Raw genomic sequence first — 16,624 nt, forward strand, 5'->3', positions numbered from 1 at the left:
ACATTTCCTGATATACGCCGGAAAGGCGAACATTATTCGAGGCATCGACAGTGACAAAATCTAAACAACCTGCTCTACCGCCGTACTTCAACCTGGATCCGGCCAAGGCTGCATCAAAGTTACCCGATCCTATCGGGACATCACGATTCGCAAAAGCTGCAACCTTCTGTGCCAAAGGGCGCGAAGATCTAGCCCGCCGCGGGTATGCGCCCGATGGCGAAAAGCGCCTCCGCCGGTTTTCGATTTGGGAGATTACCAAATACCTGATCCCGGTGGCTCCGGCCCACCTGCGCCGCGTCCTCAAGGCAAATCCTGACCTCCCGCAAGGCGAAGGCGAAGCAGGATCGAAATGGTTCACCCTCGAAGAAGTTCTGACCTTGAGGCGCCATTTCGCGGCCGAAGGTGTAAGCACCAAGGAATACCTGCCCTACCGGCCAGAAAATCTGCCGGCAAAAGTTGTTGCCGTTGCCAATTTCAAAGGTGGCGTGGGCAAGACGTCCACCGCTGCTCATCTGGCAATGTCGGCCGCGTTGGACGGTTATAAAGTGCTGGTGATTGATCTTGATAGCCAGGGATCCATGACGTCGATCCTGGGTGGTCGCGTCGCGGATGAATGGCAGACAGTCTTCCCCTTGATCGCAAAAGACTATGCGCGCGCGGTTCAGGAAGAGAACAGGGTCCGCGCCGCTGCCGGTCAACCCGAAATCCCATTGGATGAAACTCTGCAAGAGGCACTGAGAACCCAACCTCAAGATGTCATCCAGAAGACCCATTGGCCCAACATTGATCTCATTGGTGCTCAACTGAACCTCTATTGGGCTGAATTTCAGATCCCGGTCTGGCGGATGGGCCTTCGCAGTTGGCCGCTGTGGGACGGGCTCACCAACTTTTTGCAGGACGAGGCCGTATTGAATGATTACGACATCGTGTTCCTCGATACTCCTCCTGCACTTGGGTACCTAACGATCAATGCGCTGGCCGCAGCGGATATTTTGCTGGTGCCGCTCGGAGCTTCATTCCTGGAATTTGATTCCACCGGGCGCTTCTTCGACATGCTATACACCACATTCGCCAGTATCGAGGATGGCGAGAACGCGGCACAAAGGGCAGCCGGGTTGCCCGAACTCAAGTTCGAATGGGATGTCGTGCGCGCGATCATCACCCGGTTCGACGCCAGTCAGCAGACAGACATGGCCAACGTGATCCAGGCGTATTTCGGAGATTTCATGAACGCCTATCGGCAGGATTACACCGCTTTGGTAGGGCAGGCCGGAGAACAGGTGAACGGAATCTACGAAGCAGACTACCGTGACTTTAACCGCGACACCTATGTTCGGGGGCGGGAGACCTTCGATCGGACCTACGCGGAATTCAAAGAAGTGCTGATCGGGTGTTGGTGGCGCGACGCCCAGATGGGAGGACAGGCAGATGGCTAAACGCAGAAGACTGACGGCGCCGGATGCGGCGGAGCTTGAACAACTCGAGGCTGGTTTCGCCGCGAAACCCTCGATCAGTCCGTTCGAGGCCAACCCGTCAACTCCGCCAATCGCGCAGGTCGCGGCCGAGGCCGCGACGCTGAATGGCATGGCAGCAGTGACCGACCGTGCAACCCTTGCAAAAGACCAAGGCGACGCTGCGCGTTGGCGGGATGCCCAGGACGCCGGTCTGGTCGCAGAGATGGTGCCCATAGATCAGATCGATGCCGATTTCTTGCGGCGCGACCGCATGGTCGATGACGAAGAGGCAATGTCCGAACTGCTGGAATCTCTGCGCTCCAACGGGCTGCGGACGCCGATCGAGGTGACCAAAACCGAGGATGGCTATGGTCTGATATCGGGCTATCGCCGGTTGGACGCCTTCCGCCGTTTGGCCGGCGGTGACCCGAAATTCGCCAAAATTCCTGCGTTCGTGCGGCAGGCTGGCGCAGGGCAGGACGCGTATGTTTCGATGGTCGAGGAGAACGAACTTCGATCAAACCTCAGCCCGTATGAACGTGGGCGCATCGCTGTCCTCGCTGTGGGGCAGGGTGTGTTCCCGTCGACCGAAGCCGCCGTGGATGTTCTGTTCGCCGCAGCCTCCAAGGCCAAAAGGTCCAAGGTCCGCAGCTTTGCGGTGGTTCACGAGGCCTTGGGCGACTTACTGCAGTACCCGGTTGCGTTGTCGGAAAAGGTAGGTCTCAGGATTGCCGCGGCTATCCGGGATGGCGCGCAGGCCAAGCTGAGGGAGGCCTTGTCCCGGGGTGAGGCCACGGACCCGAAATCGGAACTGACCGTGATAGAGGCTGCGTTGAAAGACGCGCCTGCACCGACTCAGGAAAAGCCGCGTGGGGGCCGCCCGAAACAGATTCAACGGCTGCCTATTCAGACGCTGCCCAAAGGCGGAGAATTGCGAGCAGAGGTATCAGCGGGCGAATTGCGGATACATCTTCGCGGCCGGACTCTGAGCGTAGACGAAGCCGCGCGGTTGTTGGAACGGCTCGTCGAACATTTGGGCTGACCATTTTTAACCATTGGTTTGGCCTGTGCTTCCACGGGCCAAACCTTCCTGTAAACAGGTACCTTTCCGCCACTTCCCCTGTAGTATGCAAAAAGGCATGATTATGATCATTATGACGGACGCTCGGTTTTTTTCCAATACGCCGGCGTTTGACCATTTTGACGCCGAACCGCCACCGCTATGAGTAGCGGAGAGACAGACTGAAACTTGAGTAGTGTGAACGTCGGCTGGGCCAATTCTGGCTGGATGCGTTCTTGATTGAATCCCGCTTGGCCCGAAGGTGCATTTTGCCAGCCAGTAGACGCAAATTCCGACTTGGGATAGGTTCGTGTTGGGGCAACAATGCGGGCGTTCCGCCTTGCATTGGCAATTAATACGCAACGCGCTGACTATAAGGGCCGGTATACGGTCGGACATATTTTAGCTTCGTCAGAAACCAGGTCTCTCTGACTGACGCCGATTGGACAAAAGGCAAAGCACATTGAAGTAATTTCGACCGAGGACTGAAGATGGCTGACATCAAGGCGTGGTTGGAGAGGTATTCCCTTGAGAAGTACCATGATGTGTTCGCCTCGAACGCGATCGAATTGGATGTTCTTGCCACCCTCACTGAAAATGACCTGGTCGAGCTTGGACTGAACCTCGGGGATCGCAAACGCATGATGCGGGCGATCGAGGCGCTTCGCTCGGAACAAGGTGGCGTTTCACATTCCGAGATTGCTCTCACGTCATCGCAAACTGGGCCTCACGCGCCTCAACCCACGGCATTGGAAGGTGTCCCCGAGCGCAGGTATCTGACTTTGGTCTTTGTCGATCTCGTTGGATCGACTGAATTGTCCAGTCATCTGGATCTTGAGGAGTACCGCTCCGTTCTGCACGACTATCAAGCCCTTTGTTTTGATGTCGTGACCCGGCACCAAGGGCACATTGCCCAATTCATCGGAGATGGAGTGGTTGCTTATTTCGGTTATCCGACGGTCGAAGAGAACGATGCGGAAAGGGCCGTTGCCGCCGGACTGGAAATCTGTGGCTCCATTGGTCGTATCAAACACGGCAAGGGTGAGGTCATCGGGGTTCGGGTCGGGATTTCTTCCGGGGAAGCCGTGGTCGACAATCACTCGACTTTGGGAGGTCTGGTGGTCGGTGAGGTTCCGAATTTGGCGGCCCGTATCCAAGAACTGGCGGACCCTGGGACGGTCGCCATCAGCGAGCACACCAAGCTGCTGATCGGGAGCAACTTTCGCTGCGAGTGGAAGGGGAAGCAAAGCCTCAAGGGGTTTGAGAACCCGATCGGCATCTGGAAAGTTCTGAGTGCGGAAGAGCCGATGCTGCGGTTTCAGGCGCGTCCCGGGGTTCAAGGCTCGCCCTTCGTCAACCGGGTCGATGAGATCGCGACGATCAAGAAGCATTGGCAGGCCGCGCTGAATGGGGAAGGGCAGGCGGTTATGGTGTCCGGTGAGGCCGGCATCGGAAAATCGCGTCTTGTCGAGGAAGCGACCCGCGGATTCGAAGAGAAGCAATATCTGCGGCTTGGGTTCCAATGCTCGCCCAACCACGAGCGAAGTGCCCATTTCCCGGTTCTCAGCTGGATCAGCCACATGGCCGATTTTCGCAGAACCGACTCCGACCAGCGGAAGCTGCGCAAACTCAGGCAACTGTTTCAGGAATGGTCGGAGGTTCCGGAAGACTATCTTCCTTTGTTTGCCTATGCCATGTCGTTGCCGGTGGCGGCCGAGGAAGACCTGCTGAAACTGCCCTTTGACCGGCTCAAGCAGCAGTTTCAGGAGGCCTTGGTGCAGACCGTTGCTGCGCTGGCGCGGCATCGACCGGTTCTGTTGCTGTTTGAAGACCTGCATTGGATCGATCCCTCGACTGAGGAAATCATCGCTTTGTTGATCGAGCGCTTCAGGTCCATGCCCGTTATGATCATGTGCACGTTCCGCCCGTCCTACCATCCACCGTGGGAAGGCCGGGAGGGTGTTGTCCCGCTGACGATTTCCCGCCTCGACCGGGACCACGTCCACCAGATGCTGGATGCGCTTTTGCAGTCCAAGCAAGTGACACAGACCATGAAAGACCGGATCGCGAACAGGACGGATGGCGTCCCTCTGTTTGCGGAAGAGATGGCACGAATGATCCAGGACGGGTTCTTCGACCAGACGGACGCGTCCGCAATGCAGATGCAACAGGCATTGCCATCGACGCTCAAGGAACTGTTCTGGGCCATGTTCGACCGGCTGAGCACGGCCCGCGATATCGTGCCGGTCTGCGCCGCCATTGACCGCAACATCCTGCCTGCGATGGTCAGTTCGGTCAGCGGTCAATCGTACGAGGCAACCCTGCGCATGTTGGACGAGTTGGTCGAAGCGCAAATATTGGTGCGGCGCGGGGTCAATATGGGAGGTGCCTATGCGTTCCGCCACGCTTTGATACGGGACGCGGCCTATGACCTGATGTTGCCCAGTCGGGCGCGGGCGGTGCACAGCCGGATCGCCGAGGTCCTCGACACTTCGTTCAGTGACCTTGTAGGTCAGAACCCTGAATTGCTGGCCCAGCACTATGCCCGCGCGGACATGCCCAAACAGGCCCGGGACGCGTGGCGCCGGGCGGCAGTCATCTCGGGCGAGCGATTTGCCAACGAAGAAACCATCCACCATCTTAATGAAGCCTTGACCGAGAACGACAAAATCACCCCAAGCCCCGAACGGGATCGAGAAGAGATTTCGCTGCGCAAGATGCTGAACGTGGCCCTCAGTACCAGGGCGTTCGGGTCGAAAGAGGTTTTGGCCAATCTGGACCGGTTCCGCCACCTGCTTGACCGTTCCTCCGCCAGTGTTACGGATGCGTTTTTGGCCGTGCATGTGCAGTTCGGTGCTCAGTTGACTCTGGGCGATCCGAGGGGCGCGTTGGCTTTGTGTGATTACCTGGAGGAGGTCGCACGGCGCGCGGAAAACCCGACGATGGAGGCGCTCGCGGCGCACAATATCGGCATGAGCAACTTCATGGTCGGCCGTCTGGAGGTCGCCATTTCTGCTTTCGACCGAGCGATTGCGTTGCGCGGGGCAACTGATCCGGACGATCTGCTGAATTATCACGAGGCAGACATATACTTGGTTGATCAGGCGATGCGGTGCTGGGCCGTGGCGCTGCAAAGCGGAGACGGCGAAACGTTTCGCGCCGAGCTAACGGAACTGGCTGAGCGGATCAGTCGTGAACCACACGATTTCACGCGTTGCTACGGGCTGAACATCCTGGCGACCATCTATCAGATATTGGGCGACACAAGTGCATTGCTGAATATGGTCAACCGGGCTCTCGAGATCAGTGGGCAACGGGAGTTCCACTACTGGGATGCCTGGGGCCGCATCCTGCACGGCTGGGCGCGGGCATCAGAAGGTCACCCTGCCGAGGGGATCGCCGAGATCTCGGCCGGGATCGACGCCTATGTTGATACAGGTTCAACTCAGATCGTTCTCTACGCTCAGACGTTGCTCGCAGACGCGCACTTGATGGCCGGAGAGATCGCTGAAGGCTTGAAGGTGATCGAATTTGTGCGAGCGGGTGAGAAATCCTGGAGTGTCCGGTACCAGCTCCCATTCACCGACCGGGTCGAGGCGGCCTTGCGCAATGCGCAGTCCGAAGTCGCAATGAAGTGAACCACCCGGTTCGACGCAGTTTTTACGCCAGGTTTTTGGTCTGGACATAACTTCAGCCGAACTGCCGAAAGGTGCGATTATTGAAACATATACGAAAATTTGATAGTGTTTGATGGCATTGTTTCGATTTTTAGATCAAAAAACTGGGGATAATCATGCTCAGACTTAAGGCTTTAGGCGTTTCAATTCTTGGCGCAGCGATGGCGCTTGCAATCCACGGACCAGCAAAGGCCCAGGAGATTTTGTCCGAAGACGGAACCGTAAAATTTGAAGATGGGATACCGCAGTACTCCGGCGGCACCGAGTTGTTTACCTTTCAGTATCATCAAATCGTCGATGAAAATGATCCTGAGAACCTGCTGTTTTCAGCTGACCGTCAGTTGGTTTCCTTGGATCCCGTTGAACTTTTCCGCGAATACGGAGATTCCACGCGGGTTTTGGAGGCCCCCGGAATGTCGGCGCTTATGGCGCAGTCCCTGGAAGGCGGTTTTGCGTCGTCCTTTTCGGACATGGTTCTGACGGAACTTGCGGTGCTGCAGAAAAATTGTGTCGTCAACGGTGCTCCGATCCAAAGTGCCACCATCAAGCCGGTTTACAGCGTTCTGAGGCTTCACACGAACCCGATTAGAACAAACGCCGTGCTGAACATTTTTTCGTACAAGTTGCTGGAATGCAGTGAAGACGGAGTTGATATTTCCATCCCTCTCAAGCGTCGGTGGGTTATCTCGATTGGTTCCGGGTTGGAACAGGGGCCGATCGACAAGACAATCGGTGGGGTCCAGATGACCTACAAGATGTTCGCACAGGGTAAATCGATCAAGCTGATGGCTTATTACTCCAATCTGACACTGCATGGCGAAAGATGGGGACCGAATATGCGTCTAATATCCGGGTTTGACCAACTCGGCAATGTCGATCCCAGAAACAAGTACTACACTCCGAAGGCGGCAAGTTGCCTGGATATCGACTTCAAGAACAAGCCGCCGAATGATGTCGACGTGTGGTCTGTTGCGCCCAGTGACATGAGGTTCTGCGCCCGTGGGTGCATCCCCGGAGATGTCAGCGCCACCAAGTAAGGCTGCTTCTGTTCCGGTTTGACCAAACGCAGACCCCGCGCCTGTTTGCCAAGACAGGTCGATCGGGATGCCGCCACGTGGATACCAGTGCCTTCCAATCCGCAACCACCGCTGCGTCGGAAACCTGACCCGGCGCCGGGCAATGGAAACGGTGCAGTTCTCTTGGAAGGAGCCGTGGTTTCGGAACGATCCCAGGAACAGTTTCAGCGACTTCGACCTGACAAGCCAGCCCCCCGAATTCAATCGATCACCAGATGACCATAGTCAGCCTGTCCATTCATCGGGCAGAGCGAAGTGAATTCGGGCGCGGTGAACCTCACGCACTATTCGAAATCGGCTTGTGGAATCTGAACCCTTGTTTTGCAACTCGAATACGCTGCAACCGGGATGCGCAGTGTGTAACGGTGGGCAAGCTACTGCCAAGCCGATCTGTTTCGTGGTCTCTGAGTTTCCTGCCGAGTTTTACGCATTTCGAGGTGGCCGGCGGGTCAGCGCATGACAAAAGGATCAGGAATAGGGTCGTCGCTGGTGCGCAGCCAAACGGACTTGATTTTGGTGTAGTCCAATGCAGCCTGCAGCCCGCCCTCGCGCCCATGCCCCGACAATCCATGCCCCCCAAACGGAGCGATCGGACTGACTGCGCGGTAGGTGTTGACCCAGACAATGCCGGCTCGGATTGACCGAACCATCCGATGGGCCCGCGTGAGGTTTTGCGTGAACACGCCCGAGGCTAGGCCAAACCGGGTATCGTTTGCGATCGCGATGGCCTCATCCTCTGTTTCGAAGGAAACGACCGACAGGACGGGGCCGAAGAATTCGTGCGTCAAGCAATCAGCATCGCGCGCCCGACTGCAATCCAGAATGGTCGGTGGAAAGTAGAATCCCGCGCGATCAAGTGGCTGGCCGCCAGTAATCAATTGCGCGCCTTGGGCCTGCGACCGGGTGACAAGTTCGGCGGCCCATTTCTGCTGCCGCTGCGTGCACAGGGGCCCGACTTCGGTCGCCATATCATCCGGTGCGCCGATCACGACCGCTTCGGCCTTTTGCCGCAGACGGTCCAGGACCGCGTCCTTGATCGATGCCTGAACCACAAGCCGCGACCCGGCAACGCAGCTTTGACCCGACGCCGCGAAAATTCCGGAAACCTGAGCGTTGACCGCACTGTCCAGATCCGCATCCTCGAACACGATAAAGGGCGACTTTCCACCCAGCTCCAAAGAGGTAGACGCCAGATTCTCGGCCGAGTTTCGCACGATATGCCGAGCCGTTTCCGGCCCACCGGTAAAGGCGACATGGGCAATTCTTTCGTGCCGGGTCAAGGCAGCGCCGACATCGGGCCCACCCGTCAGAACATTCAGAACGCCTTCGGGAAACCCGGCCTTGTGAAAGATCCGCGCGAACTCCAGCATTGGGGCAGGGGCCTCTTCCGAAGCCTTCAGCACCACTGTGCAACCGGCCGCCAGGGCCGGGCCGATCTTGACCGCCGACAGGAACAATTGTGAGTTCCAGGGCACGATCGCCGCGACAACCCCCACGGGTTCTCGCCGCAGCCAAACTTCCATTTCTGGCTTGTCGATGGGCAAATGGGCGCCTTCGATCTTGTCCGCGAGGCCCGCGTAGTAACGATAATAATCCGCGACATAGGCAATCTGCGCCGAGGTTTCGCGGATGATTTTTCCAGTGTCGCGGGTTTCCAGCTCGGCCAGTCTCGGTGCGTTTTCAGCAATCAGATCTGCCAACCGGTATAGCAGCTTGCCCCGCGCGGTTGCGGTCAGTGACGCCCATTCCGGGGATCTGAAAGCCTGGTCCGCTGCCATCACGGCCTGGTCCACATCAGCTTGGCTGGCGGCGGGTATCTGCGCCCAAGCCTCACCTGTGGATGGGTCGACACTTTCGAACCAGGTGTCGCCATCGCGGAAAGTGCCGCCGATATAGTTCTGAAACCGTTGCATCCCGAATTCCCCTATTGAAAGGCCGGCATCACATCCTTGATGAAACGCTCCAACGAGGCCTTTTTGCGTTCAAACGGCATGCTGGAGTCGATCCAGAATGAATACTCGTCATACCCCAGTTCCTCGCTTCTCCGAAGCCGGTCGATCACGGTATCGGCTGTTCCGATGACAAGGTCGCGCTCCATGTTCTGGGGCGAATAGAACGGATGCTCGGCGATATCGGCATCACTCAGCGGGGCAATCAGCCCCTGGGTAACGTCACGCTTGTTCATGAACCATGCGCCGAAATAGCAGTAGAACCGGTTCAACTCGATGGCGGCCTGTTTTACGTCGTTCTGATCTTCGGCCACGTAAGTGTGGCGCAGCAACATGATCTTGGGGCGCGGCATGTCAGGAAACTTTGCGCAGGCGGCATTGAACTTGGCCATCAGGTCGATGACTTCGTCGTCGCCGTTCCACAATGGCGTGACCTGTACGTTGCACCCTGAGCTTACGGCGAATTCGTGGCTGTTGGGGTCGCGTGCGGCCACCCAGATGGGCGGCCCACCAGGTTGCAGGGGCAGGGGCGACGAGGTGGTCTTGGGAAATTGGTGGAATTCGCCGTCATGGGCGTAATCTCCCTGCCAGAGTTGTTTCACGGCAGGGATGAGTTCGCGCATGCGCTGCCCGGCTTCCCACGCATCCATGCCAGGCATCATGCGCTCGTATTCGTAACTGTAGGCACCGCGGGCAATGCCCAGATCCAGCCGTCCGTCGGTGATGATGTCCGTCATCGCGGCCTCACCGGCCAAACGGATCGGATGCCAGAAGGGCGCGATCACGGTGCCGGTGCCCAGCCGGACATTCCGGGTGTGCCGAGCCACGTCAATCAGGCTGAGAAACGGGTTGGGTGCGATTGTAAAATTCATCCCGTGGTGTTCGCCCGTCCAGACGGCATGCATCCCGCCGTCGTCGGCGATTTTGCACAGTTGGATGAACTCGTCATACAACTGCTTCTGGTCCTGCTCTGGCGAAATCCGCTCCATATGCGCAAACAGCGAGAACTTCATCTCAACTCCCCCGAACCAACGGTTTGACCCGTCCGCTGGTTTCATCTCCGTAGTATATGCCGAAATTGCCCATGCGGCTTTCCCGGGCGAAACGTTCCAGCATCGTACAGATCGCCGGGTCCGCGACATCCATCAGCGTCGACTCGACGATTTGCGCAAAAGCCCCGTTGGCTGGGGTGCCGTCCTCGGCTTGGCAAAGGAACGAGATATGCTGTCGTCGCGACTTGTCCTGATAGACCGAATAGATGAAGCCCGGTTCTGCCTTGATCCCACATTGCGCGATCAACTGGGCCAATGCAGTATCGGCGCCGTTGGCCATGTCCTCGGTCGCCGGAATGGTCAGCCCGCCGTTGCCATCGTCCAGCAGTAGGATCTGGCCGTCCCGCTCGATCAACGCGGAAACCACGACGCCCGCGCGACGGTTGAGCGCCAGGGCTTCGGCGGCAGGCGTCACATAGGCGCCGCGGGCATAGCCCAGGCCAGGTGCGATCGAGTGGTCGAAGGCCTCGACCCGACCGATCAGGATCAGGTGGTCGCCGGCTTCGACTGTCTTGAAAACCGAGCAGTCAAACCAGGCTGAAACCCCGTCAAGGATTGGTGCGCCGTTGGGTCCGGGCTTCCAATCGACATCGGCAAACCGGTCCTGTGAAGGGCGTGCGAAGGTGTTCGAAACACTGATCTGATCCTCCGACAGGATGTTGACGGCGAATCCGGTGGCTTCAGAGAATGTGTTGAAATTGCTGGATGTATTGGCAAGACAGACCGATATCAGCGGAGGGTCCAGCGAAACTGAGGAAAAGGAATTGGCGGTGAAGCCGATCGGTCGGCCGGATTCGTCATGGGTCGTGACCACCGTGACACCGGTGAGAAAGGTTCCGAACGCGCTGCGCAGAACGCGAGGGTCGAAATCGGTCATGCGGGCGACCTTTCGTGCGTTGCGGTCTTCAGCCATTGAACAAGGGCCGCGTTGACAGTCTTTGGATCAGTGAGGTTCACCATGTGCCGATGACCCTCGACGACAACCGCCTGCCCCTTGGCGGCCGCGGCGATGGCGCGGGTCATGTCGGGTGTGGAATTCGGATCCTCAGCACCTGTCAACGCCAGCAAGGGGCAAGAGATCCGAGGGTAGCGATCGGCGTAGACCATGTCGCCCCGGGCAAAGGCATCGTAGGCCGTCGCATAGCCGTTTATGTCGACCGCAGCCAACCATGCGGCGACCCTATCGCGAGCGGCGCGGTCGGCCGGACCGTTTGCGAACCAGCGTTGCAGCGGGGTTTCCAGATCAAAGGTTCCGGCGCTGATCAAGCCGGCGCGCGCCAGCACAGAGTCCCGGGCCTGATCGTCCCGCCGAAACACTCCGTTCAACAGGGCAACGCGTCGAACCCGATCGGGATGTTCGACCGCAAACCCGCCGGCAATCAGTGCGCCCATCGAATGACCGACAAGGTTCACGTGATCCAGGTTCAAAGCGTCCAGCGCCGCCTGCAGCCACTCCACAAATGCTGGTAACTGTGCCCCCACAGCGATCGGGTCGGATTGGCCATGCCCTGGCAGATCCAGTGCGTAGACCGCGTGCAAGTCGGACAAGGCATCGATCTGCGGCGCCCAGGCCTCCGACTGCATACCGACCCCGTGCAACAGGACCAGAGGTTCGCCATCGGGGGGGCCGGCAAAGCGCAAGCCAAGGCGTCCGAATGGTTCAGACAGCTGCCGGATTGTCGACGTCATGTCCCAAATCCTTCAGATCCTGATAACGATCTCCGATGCGGTGATGCGGGCGCCCTCCTATCGAAGCACCCAAAGCGATCATGATCTCATCCGGGGCCGGAGCGTCGGCGACCTGCAGGTGGATGGTCAGATAGTGGCTGCGCCGCCCACCATCATGCTTGTCCATCAGGGGAATTTGCATGGCCGCATTTGCCGGTCCGCGCGTATTGGTGAAGGCAAGGTAGGATTTTGCGCCCACCGCCTCGCGATAGGCATTTCCGAACCTCAGGGTATGGATCAGGGCCGACCCGTGCTCGACCTCACCATTCACTCCGACAACGGCGGCTTTGCCATAGGCTTCAACCCGTTCACCGCCGCCGGCCGCCTCGAGAACCATCTCGGTCAGCATGTGGCCCAGCCCCGGAGCACAATCGTGTATCTCTGGACGAAGATCTTCGACAAAGCCGCGGCCGGCCCAGGGGTTGGTGATGACGGCGACCGCCGCGATCAAGGTCAAAGGGCGCTCGGCGGCTTTGCAACCTTCGATCAGCGTGTTTTCGACATGCAGCAGTGTTTTACGGATGGTGGCGGGCATCGCAAAGGTCCTGTGATTCCGTTTCCGGCATGATGGTATACCATAAGACAGGATGTCAATCATACCTTGCTGAGGCAACGCGCGACCGATAGATTCCCGTCCATGACATCGCCAAGACTGACCAAGATCGATCATCCCCCGGCTACCCTGCGCGACATGGTGCAGGAGCGCATGCGCGAGGCCATCATCGAAGGTGTTTTCCAGCCCGGCGAACGGCTGGTGGAACGTCCGCTATGTGATCAGCTTGGTGTCAGCAGGACAGTCATCCGGGAAACGATCCGCTATCTCGAGGCCGAGGGGCTGGTCGAAATTCTGCCCGGGCGCGGGCCGATCGTGGCTTCGATCACACGGGACGAGGCACGGCAGATCTACGATATCCGCCGCATGCTGGAAACCGCGGCCGCCGAGAACTGCGCGCGCAATATCACATCAGACAGGGCCAGCAGCCTGCATGGGGCGCTGGTGCGGCTCAAGCAAGGTTTCGTGGACAAGACACCGGGCTCGATCTTCCGCGCCACTTCCGATTTCTACTCAGAGATTTTCGAGGGAGCAGGGCATCATGTGGCCTGGGATGTGGTCCAGCGCCTGAATGGTCGGATCAGCCGGTTGCGGATGATGACCTTGACGGCAACAGAACGCGACCGCCCCGGGATCGAACATATGGAGGCCATCTGTTCTGCGATTCAGTCCGGCGACCCCTCCGCTGCGCGCCGAGCCGTCGAACGGCATCTGGACGATGCGGCGTCGGTTGCCGAAACCCTGTTCGATGCAGAAGAGGGCCTGGGCAAAGCCGCACACAGCTAAGTCATGCACCGGTCAGGTTTGGTCGCCCAGATACGTCGTCAGGGCCTGGCGCGCTCCCTGATCCCAGATCACCCTGAGCCACCGGTCAAACGCGTCGCGAAACGCGCCGGATTGTGACAGGTCCTGATAGTACTGGGTCTGCTCAAGCCAGGTGGTCGGGTTGTCACGGGCCGCGTTGGCCGAGGTGACCAGATCGGACCAGTTGGGATCGTTGGGTTCGATAATACTTCCATCCTCGCGAGTGCCGGCACACATGCGGGCCCACAGCGCCTCGACCAAGGCCAGCCCATTGATCGGCGCGCTGGCGGCCAATGCATCATAGACGGTGGGAAGCACAAATCCCACATGCCGGGATGATCCGTCAAAAGCAACGCGCCGCGTGGTGTCGACGATGGATGGATTGCGGAACCGCTCCTCGATCAAGGTTATGTAGTCCGCAACCGACTGATTGGGCACCGGACGCACGAAAGGCGCGATTTCTTCGACCAAAACCTTTCGGAAGAATGCAGAAACCAGCGGATCGGCCATGCAGTCTGCGATCGTATTCAGGCCCAGGATCTCGCCGACATTGGCCAGAACCTGGTGGCCCGCGTTCAGAATGCGCAGCTTCATGACCTCATAGTCATGAACGCGGTCGGTAAATGTGGCGCCGACCTTGTCCCAATCCGGGCGACCGGCGCAAAAGGCATCCTCGATCACCCATTGGCGGAAGCTTTCATGGGTGACGGGGGCGGCGTCGTCGATCCCCAGCGCGCGCACCAGCTCCAGTTCGGTCGGGCCGGTGGCGGGCACGATGCAATCGACCATCGAGTTGGGAAAGGTGCATTGCGTGGCGATCCAGTCGGCCAGATCCGGGTCCGACAGTCGCGCCAGCCCAACCACCGCCTGACGCAGAACCTGCCCGTTGCCGATCAGGTTGTCGCAGCTCAGCCCGGTCAGCGGACCCATGCCCGCATCGCGCCGCCGTCGCAGGCCCGCGACGATGGCACCGAAGGCGGTGCGCGGACGGTCGGGATTGGCGGCATCGTGGCGGATGTTAGGGTGGTCGGTGTCCAGCCCCTTGGTCACAGGGTGCACGAAATAGCCGCCCTCGGTCACGGTCAGCGACACGATGCGGATCGCCGGATCGGCCAGTTGCGCGATCAGCGGGCCGTTGTCCTCTTGCGGGGGCAGGTAGTCGATCATCGCGCCGGTCACCTCGGCACGGCGCTGGCCCTCGGTCAGCTCGACCAGCGTGGTCAGACAGTCCTGCGCCAGCAGCTTGCGCCGCATCTCGGCGTCATAGGCGCGCACGCCGGCGCCGATGATGGCCCAATCCTGCGCCGCGCCCTGCTGCATCAGCCGATGCAGATACCAGGCCTGATGCGCGCGATGAAAATTGCCCACTCCGATATGCACGATCCCAGGCGTCAGCGCCGCGCGGTCGTATTCCGGGCGCAGCACGCCCTTGGGCAACGCGCCCAGATTGGCCTGACACAACCGGACCGGTCGGGTATCCGCGGGGCGCTCCACCATCAGCTCATCCAATTTCCACCATCCACGTTGTATGTCTGGGCCACGATGTAATCGGCCTCGGACGAGGCCAGAAAGACCGCCATTCCGGTCAGGTCCTCGGCCCGGCCCATCCGGCCGAAGGGCACCGCTTCGCCCACTTCCTTCTTTTTCTGACCCGGCGCCTTGCCCTCGTATTTGGCAAAGAAGGCATCGACGCCGTCCCAGTGCTCGCCATCCACCACGCCGGGGGCGATGGCATTCACGTTGATCCCGTGTTTGATCAGGTTCAGCCCCGCCGATTGGGTCAGGCTGATCACCGCCGCCTTGCTGGCGCAATAGACCGCCACGAGTGGCTCGCCCCGGCGGCCGGCCTGGCTGGCCATGTTGATGATCTTGCCGCCGGTGCCCTGCTCGATCATGTGGCGCGCGACCGCCTGTATCGTGAACAGGGTGCCGGCAACGTTGATGTCGAACACGCGCTGGTAATCCGCGCGGGAGATTTCCACGATCGGGGCGGCGGTGAAGATCGCGGCGTTGTTGATCAGGATATCGATCCCGCCCATCCGCGCCACGGCGTCGGTCACGCCCGCCTCGATGCTGTCCTGCTGCGAGACATCCATTTCGACCGCAATCGCCTGCGGCCCGATCTCGCGCGCGGCCTTGCGCGCCTGCTGCACGTCGATGTCGGCCAGCGCCACCTGCGCGCCCTCGGTGGCATAGGTTTGGGCAAAGGCCAGCCCGATGCCCCGCGCCGCCCCGGTGATCAGGGCCCGTTTTCCAACCAGCCGGTTCATGCGATCCGCAGCCCCGCCGCGTCGAACCGGTGGATCTTGTCCTCCTCCGGCGTCAGATGGATCGTGTCGCCGTGACGCAGGCCGACCTCGCCGCCGGCGCGCACGGTCATCGGCTCGGCGAAGCCGTCCACATGGACGTGAAAGAACGTGTCCGAACCCAGATGTTCGGACACCCCGACCGTACCTTTCCACAGGCCCTCGCTGGGCGAGGCGGCAATGTGCTCGGGGCGGACGCCGATCGTGTGGGCGCCATGTTTATCGGCCTCGGGGCCTTCGATGAAATTCATCTTGGGCGAGCCGATGAAGCCGGCCACGAACTTGTTGCGCGGCGCGCGGTACAGTTCGAGTGGCGAGCCCACCTGTTCGATCACGCCTGCCTGCAGGACCACGATCTTGTCGGCCATGGTCATGGCCTCGACCTGGTCATGGGTGACGTAGATCATCGTGGTTTCCAGCCGGTTGTGCAGCTCGGAGATCTCAAGCCGCATGCCCACGCGCAGCGCGGCGTCCAGGTTCGACAGCGGCTCGTCGAACAGGAAGGCCGCCGGTTCGCGCACGATAGCGCGGCCGATGGCGACCCGCTGACGCTGGCCGCCCGACAGCTGGCCGGGGCGGCGGTCCAGATAGTCTGTCAGGTTCAGAACCTCGGCCGCCTGTTCGACGCGGCGGTCCTGCTCGGCCTTGTCCAGCCCGGCCATCCGCAGCGGAAAGGCGATGTTCTTGCGCACGGTCATGTGCGGATACAGCGCGTAGGACTGGAACACCATGGCCAGGCCCCGCTTGGCCGGTGGCACCGCGGTGGCGTCCTGATCGTCGATCAGGATGCGGCCGCCGCTAACGTCCTCTAGCCCCGCGATCAGGCGCAGCAGGGTGGATTTCCCGCAGCCCGAGGGGCCCACGAACACCACGAATTCGCCGTCGTTGATTTCCAGATCCAGCGGCGGAATGACTTCCACGTCGCCAAAGCTCTTGCTGACTTTCTCAAGTACGATGCGTCCCAT

At 59.8% G+C, this 16,624-nt stretch carries 13 protein-coding genes and 1 pseudogene; 5 read left to right on the forward strand and 9 right to left on the reverse strand.

All coding sequences use genetic code 11. The features are described from left to right. Positions 1-50 precede the first annotated feature (50 nt). The 4 genes from ACR0DA_RS14250 to ACR0DA_RS14265 all read left to right on the forward strand — a co-directional run bounded on the left by ACR0DA_RS14250 (position 51) and on the right by ACR0DA_RS14265 (position 7,228). Positions 51-1,436, forward strand: a complete 1,386-nt coding sequence (locus ACR0DA_RS14250; RefSeq protein WP_170341760.1) for an AAA family ATPase — start codon at positions 51-53, stop codon at positions 1,434-1,436. Next, on the forward strand, positions 1,429-2,496 hold the full coding sequence (locus ACR0DA_RS14255) for a ParB/RepB/Spo0J family partition protein (RefSeq protein ID WP_480754568.1): 1,068 nt from the start codon (positions 1,429-1,431) through the stop codon (positions 2,494-2,496). The genes ACR0DA_RS14250 and ACR0DA_RS14255 overlap by 8 nt, the downstream gene beginning before the upstream one ends. 509 nt (positions 2,497-3,005) lie before the next feature. After that, a complete protein-coding gene (locus tag ACR0DA_RS14260) occupies positions 3,006-6,152 on the forward strand; it encodes an adenylate/guanylate cyclase domain-containing protein (protein WP_480754570.1) in 3,147 nt (1,048 codons plus the stop codon). A 155-nt stretch (positions 6,153-6,307) separates the two neighbouring features. After that, positions 6,308-7,228, forward strand: coding sequence for a hypothetical protein (locus tag ACR0DA_RS14265; RefSeq protein WP_480754572.1), 921 nt, complete (start codon positions 6,308-6,310; stop codon positions 7,226-7,228). Positions 7,229-7,267: 39 nt separating this feature from the next. Here the strand turns inward: ACR0DA_RS14265 and queF are convergent. From queF to ACR0DA_RS14295, 6 genes and pseudogenes are all read right to left on the reverse strand, one after another. Beyond that, positions 7,268-7,623: pseudogene (gene queF / locus ACR0DA_RS14270) on the reverse strand (preQ(1) synthase); the annotation flags it as partial. A gap of 93 nt (positions 7,624-7,716) precedes the next feature. Continuing rightward, positions 7,717-9,180 carry an aldehyde dehydrogenase gene (locus ACR0DA_RS14275; RefSeq protein WP_170439429.1) on the reverse strand — a complete coding sequence of 488 codons (1,464 nt, stop codon included), beginning with the start codon at positions 9,178-9,180 and terminating at the stop codon, positions 7,717-7,719. A gap of 11 nt (positions 9,181-9,191) precedes the next feature. Next, positions 9,192-10,229, reverse strand: coding sequence for an LLM class flavin-dependent oxidoreductase (locus ACR0DA_RS14280; protein WP_170439431.1), 1,038 nt, complete (start codon positions 10,227-10,229; stop codon positions 9,192-9,194). Between the two features lies 1 nt (position 10,230). Further along, positions 10,231-11,145, reverse strand: a complete 915-nt coding sequence (locus tag ACR0DA_RS14285) for a flavin reductase family protein (RefSeq protein ID WP_480754574.1) — start codon at positions 11,143-11,145, stop codon at positions 10,231-10,233. Continuing rightward, the gene (locus ACR0DA_RS14290) at positions 11,142-11,957 is read right to left on the reverse strand and encodes an alpha/beta fold hydrolase (RefSeq protein WP_480754575.1); all 816 of its coding nucleotides are present in this window, start codon (positions 11,955-11,957) and stop codon (positions 11,142-11,144) included. The genes ACR0DA_RS14285 and ACR0DA_RS14290 overlap by 4 nt, the downstream gene beginning before the upstream one ends. After that, entirely contained in the window at positions 11,929-12,531 is a 603-nt protein-coding gene (locus ACR0DA_RS14295) for an amino acid synthesis family protein (protein WP_480754577.1), read from the reverse strand. Before ACR0DA_RS14295 ends, ACR0DA_RS14290 begins: the two co-directional genes overlap by 29 nt. Positions 12,532-12,633: 102 nt before the next feature. Between ACR0DA_RS14295 and ACR0DA_RS14300 the strand changes: the two genes are divergently transcribed. Then, positions 12,634-13,335, forward strand: a complete 702-nt coding sequence (locus ACR0DA_RS14300) for a GntR family transcriptional regulator (protein ID WP_170359657.1) — start codon at positions 12,634-12,636, stop codon at positions 13,333-13,335. Positions 13,336-13,347: 12 nt separating this feature from the next. On the opposite strand, the gene ACR0DA_RS14305 is transcribed toward ACR0DA_RS14300, so the two are convergent. The 3 genes from ACR0DA_RS14305 to ACR0DA_RS14315 are packed head-to-tail and all read right to left on the reverse strand — an operon-like array spanning position 13,348 to position 16,624. After that, on the reverse strand, positions 13,348-14,850 hold the full coding sequence (locus ACR0DA_RS14305) for a mannitol dehydrogenase family protein (RefSeq protein ID WP_480754579.1): 1,503 nt from the start codon (positions 14,848-14,850) through the stop codon (positions 13,348-13,350). After that, positions 14,850-15,623: an L-iditol 2-dehydrogenase gene (locus ACR0DA_RS14310; RefSeq protein ID WP_170439443.1), complete on the reverse strand. Its 774-nt coding sequence runs from the start codon at positions 15,621-15,623 to the stop codon at positions 14,850-14,852. The genes ACR0DA_RS14305 and ACR0DA_RS14310 overlap by 1 nt, the downstream gene beginning before the upstream one ends. Next, entirely contained in the window at positions 15,620-16,624 is a 1,005-nt protein-coding gene (locus ACR0DA_RS14315) for an ABC transporter ATP-binding protein (protein WP_170359663.1), read from the reverse strand. Before ACR0DA_RS14315 ends, ACR0DA_RS14310 begins: the two co-directional genes overlap by 4 nt.

The organism is Ruegeria sp. CI8 (assembly GCF_056536865.1).

Coding starts and splice junctions, on each gene's coding strand:
- ACR0DA_RS14255 (WP_480754568.1), top strand. CDS start 1,429: ATGGCTAAACGCAGAAGACTGACGGCGCCGGATGCGGCGGAGCTTGAA.
- ACR0DA_RS14260 (WP_480754570.1), top strand. CDS start 3,006: ATGGCTGACATCAAGGCGTGGTTGGAGAGGTATTCCCTTGAGAAGTAC.
- ACR0DA_RS14265 (WP_480754572.1), top strand. CDS start 6,308: ATGCTCAGACTTAAGGCTTTAGGCGTTTCAATTCTTGGCGCAGCGATG.
- ACR0DA_RS14275 (WP_170439429.1), bottom strand. CDS start 9,180: ATGCAACGGTTTCAGAACTATATCGGCGGCACTTTCCGCGATGGCGAC.
- ACR0DA_RS14280 (WP_170439431.1), bottom strand. CDS start 10,229: ATGAAGTTCTCGCTGTTTGCGCATATGGAGCGGATTTCGCCAGAGCAG.
- ACR0DA_RS14285 (WP_480754574.1), bottom strand. CDS start 11,145: ATGACCGATTTCGACCCTCGCGTTCTGCGCAGCGCGTTCGGAACCTTT.
- ACR0DA_RS14290 (WP_480754575.1), bottom strand. CDS start 11,957: ATGACGTCGACAATCCGGCAGCTGTCTGAACCATTCGGACGCCTTGGC.
- ACR0DA_RS14295 (WP_480754577.1), bottom strand. CDS start 12,531: ATGCCCGCCACCATCCGTAAAACACTGCTGCATGTCGAAAACACGCTG.
- ACR0DA_RS14300 (WP_170359657.1), top strand. CDS start 12,634: ATGACATCGCCAAGACTGACCAAGATCGATCATCCCCCGGCTACCCTG.
- ACR0DA_RS14305 (WP_480754579.1), bottom strand. CDS start 14,850: ATGGTGGAGCGCCCCGCGGATACCCGACCGGTCCGGTTGTGTCAGGCC.
- ACR0DA_RS14310 (WP_170439443.1), bottom strand. CDS start 15,623: ATGAACCGGCTGGTTGGAAAACGGGCCCTGATCACCGGGGCGGCGCGG.
- ACR0DA_RS14315 (WP_170359663.1), bottom strand. CDS start 16,624: ATGGGACGCATCGTACTTGAGAAAGTCAGCAAGAGCTTTGGCGACGTG.